The sequence below is a fragment of the Sanyastnella coralliicola genome (genome assembly GCF_030845195.1).
Taxonomy (GTDB): Bacteria; Bacteroidota; Bacteroidia; order Flavobacteriales_D; family Sanyastnellaceae; genus Sanyastnella; species Sanyastnella coralliicola.
This window is the reverse complement of sequence record NZ_CP132543.1, coordinates 3,777,180-3,791,582: the sequence shown is the minus strand read 5'-3', so window position 1 is coordinate 3,791,582 and position 14,403 is coordinate 3,777,180. Positions and strand designations below refer to the sequence as shown.

The 14,403-nt window shown below is 48.0% G+C and carries 7 protein-coding genes; all 7 read left to right on the top strand.

Going from position 1 to position 14,403, the window contains the following annotated elements; genetic code table 11:
* The first annotated feature begins 13 nt into the window (after positions 1 to 13).
* The 7 genes from hppD (at position 14) to dut (ending at position 14,402) form a co-directional block, all read left to right on the top strand.
* The gene (hppD, locus tag RA156_RS15555; protein ID WP_306641388.1) at positions 14 to 1,153 is read left to right on the top strand and encodes a 4-hydroxyphenylpyruvate dioxygenase; all 1,140 of its coding nucleotides are present in this window, start codon (positions 14 to 16) and stop codon (positions 1,151 to 1,153) included.
* A gap of 83 nt (positions 1,154 to 1,236) precedes the next feature.
* On the top strand, positions 1,237 to 1,743 hold the full coding sequence (locus RA156_RS15550) for a hypothetical protein (RefSeq protein WP_306641386.1): 507 nt from the start codon (positions 1,237 to 1,239) through the stop codon (positions 1,741 to 1,743).
* Positions 1,733 to 3,376 (top strand): dipeptide ABC transporter ATP-binding protein, encoded by a 1,644-nt coding sequence (locus tag RA156_RS15545; RefSeq protein ID WP_306641384.1) that lies wholly within the window; start codon positions 1,733 to 1,735, stop codon positions 3,374 to 3,376. The genes RA156_RS15550 and RA156_RS15545 overlap by 11 nt, the downstream gene beginning before the upstream one ends.
* 84 nt (positions 3,377 to 3,460) lie before the next feature.
* The gene (locus RA156_RS15540; RefSeq protein ID WP_306641382.1) at positions 3,461 to 8,086 is read left to right on the top strand and encodes a lamin tail domain-containing protein; all 4,626 of its coding nucleotides are present in this window, start codon (positions 3,461 to 3,463) and stop codon (positions 8,084 to 8,086) included.
* 180 nt (positions 8,087 to 8,266) lie between these two features.
* On the top strand, positions 8,267 to 12,991 hold the full coding sequence (locus RA156_RS15535) for a T9SS type A sorting domain-containing protein (RefSeq protein WP_306641380.1): 4,725 nt from the start codon (positions 8,267 to 8,269) through the stop codon (positions 12,989 to 12,991).
* A 120-nt stretch (positions 12,992 to 13,111) separates the two neighbouring features.
* Positions 13,112 to 13,894, top strand: a complete 783-nt coding sequence (locus RA156_RS15530) for an enoyl-CoA hydratase-related protein (protein ID WP_434064852.1) — start codon at positions 13,112 to 13,114, stop codon at positions 13,892 to 13,894.
* Positions 13,895 to 13,967: 73 nt separating this feature from the next.
* Positions 13,968 to 14,402, top strand: a complete 435-nt coding sequence (gene dut / locus RA156_RS15525; RefSeq protein ID WP_306641376.1) for a dUTP diphosphatase — start codon at positions 13,968 to 13,970, stop codon at positions 14,400 to 14,402.
* Position 14,403 lies beyond the last annotated feature (1 nt).

Sequence of the window (14,403 nt, the reverse complement as noted above, 5' to 3'; positions counted from 1 at the left end):
TAAACAAGAAAAAATGGCAACAGATAATAGCTCACTACAATTAGAAAAAATCGTCGACTCAGCGGATGACTTCCTTCCGTTGTTGGGTACTGACTATGTTGAACTTTATGTAGGTAACGCCAAGCAGGCGGCACACTACTACCAAAGCGCTTGGGGTTTCCAACCGTTAGCGTATGCAGGACTTGAAACCGGAGTAAAAGACCGCGTTTCATACGTTCTACAGCAAGATAAAATCCGTCTCGTATTGACGTCTCCTCTTGAGAAGGATGGGCCTGTAAATGAGCACATCAACAAGCACGGCGACGGAGTGAAGGTGGTAGCACTGTGGGTTGATGACGCGACCAAAGCTTACCAAGAAACGACAAGCCGCGGTGGCGAAAGCTACATGGAACCTGTGACGCAGGAAGATGAGCACGGTAAAGTCGTAATGAGTGGAATCCACACCTATGGTGAAACCGTTCACATCTTCGTTGAGCGTGGAGAGTACAATGGTCCTTTCCTCCCTGGATACAAGGAGTGGAACCCAGACTACCGTCCAAGTGCAGTAGGTCTGAAGTTCATTGACCACATGGTAGGAAACGTGGGTTGGAACGAAATGAACAAGTGGTGTGAGTTCTACGCAAAAGTGATGGGCTTCGCACAGTTGATCAGCTTCGATGACAACGACATTTCTACAGAGTACACGGCCTTGATGTCGAAAGTGATGAGTAACGGGAACGGACGAATTAAGTTCCCTATCAATGAGCCGGCTGACGGACGTAAAAAGTCGCAGATCGAGGAGTACATTGACTTCTACAATGGAGCAGGTGTACAGCACATCGCCGTAGCAACAGACAACATCATCGAAACGGTGACTCAGTTGAAAGAGCGCGGAGTAGAATTCCTGTACGTTCCGGATAACTATTACGACACAGTACTTGATCGTGTTGGTGAAATTGATGAAGACCTTGCCCCACTTCAGGAGCTTGGTATCTTGATTGACCGCGATGACGAAGGTTACCTTCTACAGCTTTTCACGAAGCCAGTATTGGATCGTCCGACAATGTTCTTCGAGATCATTCAACGAAAAGGAGCACAATCGTTCGGTAAAGGGAATTTCAAAGCCCTCTTTGAAGCCATCGAGCGTGAACAGGAAAGCAGAGGAACCCTCTAATTCCGACAGAATATCAGAGAAAGGCATCCATTCGGGTGCCTTTTTCATTTTCGGAGGGTGCATTTCGTACTTTTACCGATGTGATGAAGCGCCACCTCTTCATATTGTCTTTTCTCTTTTTCGGATGTGCTGAGGAAGCCCCTCAACCCGATCCGTTAGATGGAATTTTGGGTGCTTCTGAACAAGGCGTATTCCGCGGTAGCGATATTGGAGACAGCCAGAATGATGTGCTGGATAGAGAAGCGGAACATGTGGTTTACAACATGCCAGACGAACTCACTTGTCGTATTCCGGTCACCTTGAAAGACTCCACTTTCTATGACATCACTTATAACTTTGATGAGACAGGCCTTTACGTCATTGCCCTCGATATTTTTCCTTCGAGTGAAGAAGTAAGCGGCTCGCTTTTCGACGACTTCAAAAAGCATTATGACCTTAGATTCGGTGCGACATCAGAGGATGATGGCTTTACAATGTGGAATGCGCGAAGCGCTAAGGGCACGAATATCGAGATCACGATGATCGATGAAGGACGTGAAGCGGGGAGGCCGTATATTTCTGTCGTGTTCCTAGAAACCAATGCAGAATAAGTCGATCCTATCCATTCAAAACCTCTCTATTTCATTCCGCCAAGGCAAAGAATGGAATCCGGTAATCAAAGGCGTATCCCTTGAGGTACCCCAAGGAGGCATTCTTGGAGTGGTGGGTGAATCCGGTTCTGGAAAGACGGTTTCTTCCCTTGCTTGCATGGGCCTTTTGCCATCGAAAATCGCACGTATTGACCATGGGGTGGCGCTATTCGGCGCTAGCCAAGAAGATTTACTACAAGACAACTTTACACACGCCAAACGCTATCGCGGAAAAGAGATCACCATGATCTTTCAGGAACCGATGAGCAGTTTGAACCCTTCGATGACCTGTGGAGCTCAAGTCGCTGAAATGCTCAAGGAGCATCTGGGGATGGACGCCAAGAAAGCACGTCAACGAACAGTCGAACTCTTTACTGAGGTAGAATTACCTGTTCCAGTCGACATGTTTGACCGCTACCCACATGAACTCAGTGGAGGTCAAAAACAACGTGTGATGATCGCCATGGCCCTAGCTCCAGAGCCATCTCTGATCATTGCCGATGAACCAACCACGGCATTGGATGTGACCGTTCAGAAGAGTGTTCTTGAGCTGCTTCGTCGTCTACAACAAGCTCGTCAGCTTTCGATGATTTTTATCTCGCACGATCTAGGTGTGGTGGCCCATGTGGCTGATCAAGTGGCAGTGATGTACAAAGGCGAAGTCTTGGAGAGTGGCCCGGTAACTCAGGTCATGCAGAACCCAACACAAGCTTACACTAAAGGACTGTTGGCTTGCGTACCTCCGACGAATGGAGAGCGTGTGCGACTTCAGACAGTAGAGGAAATCATCAAGGGTGGTGAGGTGAAGAAGGAAATCTACTCTTCTTCCCCTTCCAAAGACCCCATCCTTCGTGTGAAGGATCTTTGGAAACGATTCGTCACCAGACGCAACCTGTTGGGTAAGGCAACAGATCATTTCGATGCTGTTCGCGGAGTCAGTTTCGAACTCTTTCAAGGAGAAACGCTCGGCATTGTGGGTGAAAGTGGGTGCGGTAAAAGCACCGTCAGTAGAATGATCATTGGATTGATCGAACCCAGTGAAGGGAGCATTGAATGGTCAGGCTCTGCAGGGGCGGTACAACTTGTGTTTCAAGACCCTTATTCTAGCTTGAACCCTCGAATCAGCGTGGGAAATGCGCTCGTAGAGGCGATGATGGTCAATGGAGTAGAGTCAGATAGGCAAAAAGCACAAGATCAAGTGCGTTCCATCCTGGCAGAAGTCGGACTCGATCCTTCACACTTTGACCGGTATCCTCATTCATTCAGCGGTGGACAACGCCAACGTATCGTAGTGGCTCGTGCTTTATGTACCAATCCAAGAGTTGTCGTACTTGATGAGAGTGTTGCTGCGCTTGATGTATCAGTTCAGGCTCAGGTACTAAATCTATTGAACCAATTGAAGGCTTCACGCGGCCTTACTTACGTCTTCATTTCACACGACCTGCACGTAGTGCACTACATGAGTGACCGTTTGCTGGTCATGGAGCGAGGTCAAATTGTGGAATCAGGAAACGCACATAAGATCTTCACTCAGCCTTCCGAGGAATACACAAAAAAGCTCGTTGAATCCGCTGTTTTCACAAACGAAGGTTAACATCTAGTTAACGCATCTACCCCTTTGCTCGGTTTTTATCCGTGTATTTTTGCCTGCGCGTTTGTTGCGCCATAACCAAAGATGATGAAATACTTAAGATCGGTACTACTACTGGTAGCTGCTACCCTATTCTCTCAATTTTCCGTTGCACAAATCTGGACACTCGACTTCACCGGCATGAACGGTAAGGGTGCTATTGGCCCTGGTCCTGTGATTGATGTGGCTGGAGTTCCTTTCACTGTTGACATATCGGGAGGAAATCTTGCTGACGCCTCAGATTGGTTCTATGTTGAAAATGAAATCTTCGAAGCACGCGATGTGGATGGTGATTGTATTTGGTTGAGTGAGTCAATTGACATCTCATCGTACACAGAAGTAGATATTTCAATGGTCATTAGCGAAGTGGGTGACCATGAAGCCTCTGACTTTGTCGATGTAGAATACCTACTTGACGGCACACCTACACTCATCACCAACTGGAATGGGTTAGGTAGCGCAACCCACACACTCATCGGAGACATCCCGAACGACTCTGACTGGGGAACGGAAACGGTTACAGCAACGAACCTCATGGGGTCTACCCTTCAGATTCGTGTGACAATGAACAACGGTGCGGCATCTGAGTACCTGCAACTAGACGACATCGTCGTTACTGAAAGCGGCGTAGCGCCGGTGGTGGCAGACATTCAGATCACGGAGGTTCACTACAATCCAGACGACGCCGGGGGTTACCTCGATGTTGATTACGAATTCATCGAGCTATATAACGCCGAAGCGACTCCTGTTGACTTGAGCGGATACACCTTCACTCAAGGAATTGTCTACACTTTCCCAGCCGCTACAAGCATCGCAGCTGGAGAGTACATCATCGTCTGTGCAAATTCAGCAACCTACAGTGGAAATGGCTACCAAGTCTTCCAATGGACAAGCGGCGCACTGAACAACGATGGCGAGCTCATTCAGATTCAAGACGCTTCTTCAAACACGGTTGATCAAATTACTTACGGTGATGTCAGCCCATGGCCATTCCAAGCAGATGGGTACGGTCCTTCGATTGAGTTAACTACTCTAGGAACAGACAACAATACTGGAGCGAACTGGCACAGCTACAACTGCCAAGGACAGCCAACTCCAAACGGAACTCCAGGAGCGGCGAACAGCACGCCTGGAAGTGGTTGTACTAACCCAGGAGCTTTGAACTTTGACTTTTGTGCCTTCATTGATGATGCGAGCTGTACCTTCCCGGTCTTCGATGTAGTCATCAACGAATTCCACTACAACCCTTGTACAGAGCAAGGAAACGACACTGATTACGAGTTCATCGAAATCTACAACTTCGGTGCTTCAGCAATTGACATTGGCGATTGGCAACTTGCTAACGCCGTTGATTTCACTTTCCCTACTGGAACAACAATTGCGGCTGGCGAATACATCGTCGTTGCAGTAAACGCTGCTACATACAGCGGTAATGGTTACCAAGTGTTCGAATGGACAACTGGAGGAATCAATAACAGTGGTGAAACCATTGAACTACTCAACGACGGAGGCGCAACAGTAGACGAACTTACTTACGATGACGGACCAACATGGCCAGTTACAGCAGATGGTTCTTGTGTGTCTGTGGAGCTTGTAGATCCAACTTCTGACAACAGCGATGCTTCAAACTGGCAGCCTAGTTTCACTTTTGGAGGAACTCCAGGAGCAGTAAATAGCACAATGCAAGACTGTGGTGATTGTGGTGTAGGAGCAACAGTAAACTCTTTCATTAGCGATGACTTTGAAGATGGAGACATCACTGATTGGGTGATTACGAGTGGAGCTGATTGGGCCGCTAGCGGACTCGTAGGAATCAACGGTTCTTTCAGCCTTGATCACGCAGGTGCAGCAGGCACAAGCTCTGTGAGTTATGATATGAATTGCTTGAACGCAGATGCTGCATGTACCACTTGGAGCTTCGACATGATGTCTGATGCTTGGGACGTTACAGCGAACAACAACTTCTCAGTATTCCTTGTGGCAAATGAAGCTGATCTTACTTCTGCTACAGTTGACGGAGTTGCTTTCGGTGCGAACCTAAATGCAGATGCTTCAGGAAACCTAGCACTCTACAACGTAAGTAATGGTGCCGTTGCAGGTACTATCCTTACCTACCCTTACCCTTGGCCACAGAACGGATTCGTAAGTGTAGAAATCAACTACACAGAAAACGGAATGTGGGTAGTGAAAGTAGATACTGACGGTGGTTCAGATCTATTGCTCACAGGCGGACCGGCAGTAGCAAGTGCAAATCCTGTCGAAGGACAGTACTTCGGAATCCTGTACAACTGTGACGCCGTTGCTGCGACAGGCATTCGCTTCGACGACATCAACGTGTCACAATGTGGAGTATCTGAAACTTACTACTCGGTAGCGTCTGGTAACCTAACGGATGCTATCTGGAATACAGACACGAATGGCGCAACAGGCGAAGCAGTGACCTTCAGCAAGTTCAAAAACATGGTAATTCGCAACGGACAGACAGTGAGCTTTGATGCTGACTTCACCGTGAACGACCTAACCGTCGATGCTACCAACGGAGCCGGAGTGGTTAACGCTGGTTCGGGCAACGCTACGCTCGCTGGTAACTTCACGAACGACGGTGGTACGGTGAATGCCGAAACAAGCACCTTCATCTTCAAAGGAGATGCTGCACAGTCTATCGGTGGTACATCCTCTACTACGTTTGAGAATGTGACCATGAAGAACCCACTGGGTCTTAGCCTAGGAGTGAATACATCGATTCACGGAGTGCTCTCTCCAGAAGAAGGAGCATTCACAACTGGTGCCAACGTACTCACCCTCGCGTCAGACGCCATGGGTACTGGATCTGTTGGTGAAATCATGGCTTCTGCTTCATTCGCTGGAACAGTAAACGCGCAACGATACATCCCAGTCGGTGAGACGATGTGGGTGAATCTGTGTTCTCCGATTGCAGGTTTGACGCTTGCAGATTGGAATGACGACCTGATCACCACTGGATTCACGAACTCAGATTTCCCTGACTACGCTTTCGATGATGGAACGCTCTTCAACAACGTTCTTCAATACGACGAAACAGTAGCGGGAATGCTCAACGACGGTTTCGTAGGAGCAACAGACATCACTGATGGCCTTGACGCTACTCGCGGATACTTCGTTTACATGCAGAACCTTTCTCAGCTCGTTGATGTTGAGGGATCGATTCAGCAAGGAAGCTTGACAACGAACTTGAACTACACTTCTACTGGTGTGGCTGCAAATGATGGTTGGGAGCTAGTAGCAAACCGTTACCCGAGTGAGATTGACTTCGATGCACTACACGCATTGTCAACAGGTATCGCTCCAACCTACTACGTATTTGACGCTGAGAACTTCGTCTACACATCTTACACGGTGGGTGTAGGTGGAACTGCTACTGGTTTCATTCCTAGCGGACAGTCGTTCTGGGTGCAGTCTACTGGTGCTGGCGCGGCTTTACAGTTTGAAGAGAGCATTAAGTCGAACGTAGGTTCCGCCTTTGAGCGTGATTTCCCAGGGCTTTCAAAGATTGCCCTTCAATTGGAGCGCAATGGCTTGAAGCACGTGACGACCGTAGTTCTTGAGGAAGATGCCTCTATCGACTTCGAACCAGGTAAAGACGCATTTGTATTAGGGTCTGTCTCAGATTCAGCTCCATTGATCGCAGCAGTAGCAACTGACGGTGAATTAACGGCAGTGAATCGCATCTCTCTTGAGAATGTGACAAGCATTCCAGTTCATGTGAAAGCAGTGGCTGGTTCATTCACTTTCCGCGTGATCGATGCGGAGTACATTCCTGAAGGGGTTTGTATGAGCATTGAAGACCTTGAAACAGGTGAATTCTTCCCATTCGAAGAGAACGTTGAAATCAGCTGGGAACAAGCAGAAGACTTCGAGGGTGTTCGTTTCATGCTTCACCTCACGAAGCCAATTGAAACGGCGGTGAACAACATCTCTTGCCACGGCGCTAATGACGGTCAAATCACCGTTGACTCATTCGTTTCAACAGGTACAGTGGAGGTATACAACCTCAATGGTGTCTTGATTGACAGCGCTGATATCGCAGAGAACGTGACTTTCGAAAACCTAGCCGAGGGAGACTACCAGATCGTTTACACTGACGCTGACGGAGCTTGTGCTCAGGTGAGTGCTTGGGTCTACGTTGAGCAACCAAATGCCATCTCGATCTCCACTCCACTTGCTATCGATCTTGATCTTGTTGAAGAAGTGGTGACTACTACGGTTCAGGCTGATGTCGCTAACGCGGAATTGGTGACCTGGTACGTTGACGGAATGTACGTAGGAGAAGGTGTTGAGCTTGACCTCAACTTCTATGAAGCGGGGACTTACATCGTGACTGCGGAAGCATCGAATGGAGTGTGCTACGAAAGCGCTCAAACAGTGATTACCGTAGTTGGTGGAAACACCATCGAAGAACTAAACTCAACCATTACAGCCTTTATGGTAGGCTCGCAACTTCAGGTGCAGTCTTCAGGAACGACATACACTGACCTCAGCATCTTTGATGCTACCGGTAAAATCGTAGCTCAATTCAACCTTGGGGCGACAAATGGAACATCAACTGTTGATCTCTCAACATTAGCTCACGGAAGCTACACAGTGATCATCAGCAACAATGGAATACAGATCGAAGCGGTGCGTTTCGTGAAGTAATATTCAACTACTAAACAAGGAAGGCCTTCCTGATGGAGGGCCTTTTTTTTGCCCTTTTGCCTCCTCTTGTCGAATAGCTGGTGTTCAAAGCACACTGTGTCTCAACTATTTCGTAAATTGTAAGGCTTGTTTGTTCCGGAGACGGAACAGATTGACTGATTACATCTAACCAAAAGAAACATGCTACGACGAATTGTTGTGCTGGCATTCCTATTGCCAGCTATCTCTGCGTTCGCTGATTGGGATATCTTCCAATCTTACGCGATCATCGATTTTGGAGACGGAAATAATTTCCGTGCAGGAGGGTTTAACGCTGATGGTGCTGCTTCATACAACACCTATCACTACGGCTTCTTTAGACAAGGAGACACGTTTACGTTGAACGGAGGGGAACTGAAGACATTCAAGAACGGAAGTTCGAATGTTTGTGGAGGATCCATTCATTACCGCGTATATAAGGAGTGTGAAACTCCTGGTGCTTTTGCTTCCATCAACTTACCATTTGAATCTAACCTCGGAGGAGGCGACCAACGCTGGCAAGAAACGGCCGCTGGAGTAGACTTACTCACTGGACTAACCAAAGGAGACTACGTTTTGGAAGTCTTTTGGTCTGCCGACGGTAATCAAAATGATCCTGGAGGTTGTGGTGAAGGGAAATTTGATAGCAACTTCGGAAACAACTTCTTAGCCTACTTTACAGTGGGTGAAGATGGATTCGAAGACGGAGACTTCACCAATGGTGCTGTTTGGTCTGGTGACACCGGATCTTTCTCAGTGCTTGACGCCACTTCACTCTCAGGAGATGGTGCCAACGGGAACATCAACAACTACAACGGACGTAACGCTGACGTGTTGGTGAGCAACGCCTCTACGGGCGACGCGGCATTGACATTGCCGAGCACACAAGCCTATGGAGTTTGGGAATTCTCAGTAGCAACCGGTGATAACTGGCTGCCGAGTAACACCAACAACTTTGCTGTGATCTTGATGTCTGATGACAATACCCCAGCGAATCTGCAGATCGGAAGCCTTGATTTCAACGGCTACTTCATCAAATGGAAAAGCGATCCTGCTGGAGATTCATTCGGTCTCTTCAAACAAGAAGGAACGACTGAAACAGAATTGATTGACCTTGCCTACCCTCTAACTTTTGACGCTAACCTCGGATACACACTTAAAGTAGTACGCACCACAGACGGTGATTGGACGCTCTACGCTGATCAAGGGTTTGACAATGTAGATGCTTCAACTGCACGCGCTACAGTGCGTGATAACGACATCACTTCTAGCAGCTACTTCGCAGTAAGCACAAACATCACCAACCCAAGTGATGCACGTCGCCTGTACTTTGACAACTTGCTCTTTGGCGCAGGTACAGAAGTTTCTTTCGCTAGCGCGGAAGCGACGGTAGAAGAGGCAGACGTGAACACAACCTACGACATCACTGTGAACATCAGCGATGAAGACGATCGTTGTGGAACGGATTACGAACTAGTATTGATCAGTGGTGATGCCACTCGAATCGACAACTACACTACGCAATCATTAAGCTTTGCCGCTGGAGACAACACAGCACAAACAGTAAGCATCACGATCAATGGAAACGACCTCTGTGAAGAAGATGAAGACCTCATCTTCGGAATCCAGAACGTTTCTGGAGGTTGCGACGCTATGCCTGGTTTGATCGACACCTTCACACTTCACCTCGAAGACGATGAAAGTGGTAAAGAAATCATGTTCGCAGAAGACTTTGAAGACGGAAACGCTGACGGTTGGTCCAACACAACCCAGTGGGATGTCATCAGTTCTGTAGCAACCATCGGTGGTTCATTTGACCTTCGTCACACGAACGTAGCTGCAGCGAGCGACTACATCAGCCACACACTTGACAACCTTGAGCTACGTGGTGTAGAAACTACATGGCGATTCAACATTAAGAACGGTGGGTTTGAAAGCTCTTCAAACAACTGGCTAATGGCCGTAATCGTAGGTAGCGAAGAAGACGCTTGGAGCGCAACACTTGACGGATATGCGGTGGGTATCAACTTCGACACTGCCGTAGATAACCTTCGTCTCGTACGTATCGATAACGGAGCATTTACCGACGTAGTAACATCTAGCTACGATTGGAACACGAATATCACACTGGGAATCGAAGTTGTTCGCGATGAAAACGGAAACTGGGAACTGAAGTACCAGGAGAACGGTGGATTCGACGCCATGACTTCTGCAGGTACAGCCAACGATACGCAGTATGTAGTAGCAGATTACTTCAGCTACGCTTGCAAAGTGACCGTAGGAAACATAAACAAGTGTCGTATTGACGACATCAGCGTTGTTCAGTACGGATGTTTCGAAGACTACTACTCTGTAGGAAACGGAAACTCTACTGACGCGATTTGGTCATTGAATGATCCAATGGGCGCTGGTACAACAGCTGTTTTCGGACGATTCAAGAACGTCATCGTTCAAAACACCAACACGGTGACCCTTACAGATGACGTGATTGCTCGAAACCTCACGGTAGAAAATGGCGGAACACTGAACGGTGCGTCTGGAGATATTAAAGTATATGCCGACTGGACAAACGATGGAAGCTTTGACCCTCAGACTGGAAGCGTAACGCTGAAAGGAGCTGCAGGTCAGAACATCAACGGTACAGGAGCTAGCAGCTTCTACAACCTTCGTATGGACAACCGCGGAACGGGAGTAACCATGAATGCTGATGTCAACATGACCAACGTATTCTTCCCAGACCAAGGAACACTTGACGTGAACGGAAACGTATTCACACTTCTTTCAGACGCGAGTGGAACAGCATCAATCGGTGCGTTCAATGACGATTCAGACCTTACTGGAAACATCACAATGCAACGTCACATCCCTGCCGGTGAGCAGAGCTGGGCGAACGTTGGTGCTCCATTGACCGGACTGACTATCGCTGATTGGAATGATGACATCATTACCACAGGTTTCCCTGGTTCTGATTTTGATGCTTACCCACAGAACAACATCCAGAAGTATGATGAATCTGTGAATGGCGGTCTAAACGACGGATGGGAAGAAACAACAGGTGTTGGCGAAGCACTATTGAATGATCGTGGTTACATGATCCTCATGCTTGCTGCAGCGCAAGATCTTGACATGACCGGAGGAATCCAGAAAGGAGATATCAGCCAGCCAATTTCTTACAACCCATTCGTTGGTGGTACCATTGATGGTTGGAACCTGGTTGCCAATCGCTACCCAAGTGAAATCGATTGGGATGCGCTGGCAAATGCGTCTCCTGGAGTATCTACTTACTACGTGTACGACGCGGAAAGCGCTTCTTACCTAAGCCGTAATGGTATTACTCAGGTAGGTACAGCACCGCGTTACATTGCTCCTGGACAATCATTCTGGGTGAAGGCTGACGCAGCTGGAGCTTCTTTGGAATGGAGCGAGGCGATTAAGTCTTCTTCAGGTCAAGCCTTCGAGCGTTCGACGGAAGCAGCTGATTACATCGAGCTGACACTTTCAAATGAATTCTCTCAGGATGCAGCGTACATCGGATTCCTTCCAGAAGCGACTACAGCTTACGAGAACGACTTCGACGCTTACAAATTGGGGTCAATTGACAACGGATGGGTAAGCATTGCTAGCCTTGACGTTGATGGCGTTCGCATGGGGCAGAATACGCTTCCTTCGTTAGAAGAAAGTATCAGCATCCCACTTCAATTGAGCGCTGATAACTCAGGTACTTATACACTTGAGGCGACTGAACTTTCTGGGATTCCATCAATGTCATGTGTGACATTGGAAGACACAGAAACAGGTGAGATTTACGTAGTGAATGAAGACCTCATGCTAGAAGTAGCCTTGGAAGAAGACATGGTGTCTGATCGTTTCATCGTTCACCTTTCTGCTCCAGCTGCAGTGACCGTGAATGACATCACTTGTTTCGGTGCAAATGATGCCATGATTGAAGTGAACACTCCTGACATGGGCAACTGGACAGCTTCATGGTACGATGAACTAGACAACCTTGTACTAGTTACTGAAGACTTCACTGGAACTACAGCGTTAGACGGACTAGGCATGGGCAACTACAAAGTGGTATTGACAAATGATGCCCTTGCATGTGAAGCCGTTGAAACAGTAGTGAGCATTGACGAAGCACAGGTTCACGAAGTAATGATCGACAAAGAAGAAAACGCATGTAACGCTGGGTACCAGGGTTGGATCGAGTTGAATGTTGATCATGCTGACATCTTCGAATTCACGGTGACGGGAGAAGACTTCCTTGCTGAAGGTTCTTCACTTGACGCGCTTATCCTTGATGAGCTGGCGAACGGAACTTACACCGTTGAAATCAGCTCAGCTTGTATTGATGAGACACACGAGATTGTGTTGATCGACACTGACATGGTAACGCTAGAAACGAACGAAGTCGTAACTGCCGAGTTGATTGATGGTTTGGCTGAGGTGACTTTGGTTGCTGAAGTAAGCAACGCTGACTTGGTAGAATGGACAGTTGTTGACGGTCCGGTAGCTACTGGAGAGGTGGTGAACTTGGAATTCACGGAAGAGGGCGAGTACGAGATTCTCGTAGTTGCTTACGGAGGTGAGTGTTCAACTGCAGATGTCACTACAGTGATTGTTGACGAAGTGGTTGACGTCGCTAACGCGGAAGCGGAAGTTGCCTTGTTCTACAACGGTAATGCAGTGATCGTTCAAACTCAGAAGAGCTATGCTAACGCGGAATTCAATGTGTACAGCGTAGACGGTAAGCTCGTTTACCAGACATCGATTCCGGCGCTAGCCGATCAAACACAGATCAGCACATCAGAACTAAGTAATGGAACTTACCTCGTTGAGATTAACGCGAACGGACAAAGCCTACAAACACTGCGCTTTGTGAAGTAAGATTTCATTCATCAGAATACCGAGGCCGTCTCCTGTTGGGGACGGCCTTTTTCTTGCGATCTGATAAGTTCTTTTAACCTCTTCAATAGCTGCCTTTTTCTACCTTTGACCCACGATATTCTGACCATGGAAAACATTCTTCTCACTATAGATGGGCACGTGGCTACCATCACGATCAACCGCCCAAAACAACTGAACGCACTAAACACCGCAACGATTCAAGAATTGAGTGATACACTCGATGATTTGAATGGCAACAGTGAGGTGCGTGCGATCATCATCACCGGAAGCGGTGAAAAAGCATTTGTAGCAGGTGCAGACATTAAAGAATTTGCCTCTTTCTCTATCGAGGAAGGCAAGCGCTTGAGCGCGGAGGGGCATAACAAACTCTTCAACAAAGTAGAGAACATGTCGAAGCCAGTGATTGCAGCGGTGAATGGTTACGCCCTCGGGGGTGGACTAGAGCTTGCGATGAGCGCACATGTTCGCTTGGCAAGTGACAATGCCATGTTAGGTCTTCCTGAAGTAAGCCTCGGAGTCATTCCAGGATACGGAGGAACACAACGTCTTGCTCGCCTCGTAGGCATGGGTAAAGCGCTTGAAATGATCTGTACAGCAGGCATGACAAACGCAGGAGACGCGAAATCTTGGGGCTTGGTAAATGCAGTTTACACCCAAGAAGAGTTGATGGCTGCAGCGAATAAAATGGCATCGAAAATGGCGAAGCAGTCGCCGACGGCCATTGGTTTTGCACTTGATGCTGTGCGTGCTTCAGTCAAAGCGAACGAAGGCGGATTCCAAGCAGAAATTGATGCTTTCGGAGCGTGTTTCGGTACCGACGATTTCAAAGAAGGCACCACAGCGTTCATGGAAAAACGTAAGCCAGAATTCAAAGGAGCCTAAATCAACAGTGTTCCGTGAACACCTTTCATCGGTGTCTGTTGATGCAGCACTGACCCACCGTAATTTGCACACGATGAAAATAGAGGTCATCAACCGCTCAAAGCACGCTTTACCCCATTACGAAACACCCCAAAGTGCCGGAATGGATTTGCGCGCAAACCTTGACGCCCCAGTCACACTGGAGCCGCTGGAACGAGCATTGATTCCAACCGGATTATTCATGGCGCTCCCTCCAGGAAGCGAAGCACAGGTTCGTCCGCGTTCGGGATTAGCATACAAGCAGGGGATTACCGTTCTCAACGCACCCGGCACCATTGACGCCGATTACCGTGGAGAAGTGGGAGTAATTCTGGTGAACCTATCAAATGAGGCCGTGACCATCAATGATGGCGAACGCGTGGCTCAGTTGGTAATTGCCAAGATGACCCAGGCTGAATGGACAGAAGTAACAACCTTAAACGAAACAGCTAGAGGGGAAGGCGGTTTCGGAAGTACTGGAAAAAACTAAC

Excerpts from the sequence above, each read along its gene's own strand:
- hppD (WP_306641388.1), top strand. The coding sequence starts at position 14 with ATGGCAACAGATAATAGCTCACTACAATTAGAAAAAATCGTCGACTCA.
- RA156_RS15550 (WP_306641386.1), top strand. The coding sequence starts at position 1,237 with ATGAAGCGCCACCTCTTCATATTGTCTTTTCTCTTTTTCGGATGTGCT.
- RA156_RS15545 (WP_306641384.1), top strand. The coding sequence starts at position 1,733 with ATGCAGAATAAGTCGATCCTATCCATTCAAAACCTCTCTATTTCATTC.
- RA156_RS15540 (WP_306641382.1), top strand. The coding sequence starts at position 3,461 with ATGAAATACTTAAGATCGGTACTACTACTGGTAGCTGCTACCCTATTC.
- RA156_RS15535 (WP_306641380.1), top strand. The coding sequence starts at position 8,267 with ATGCTACGACGAATTGTTGTGCTGGCATTCCTATTGCCAGCTATCTCT.
- dut (WP_306641376.1), top strand. The coding sequence starts at position 13,968 with ATGAAAATAGAGGTCATCAACCGCTCAAAGCACGCTTTACCCCATTAC.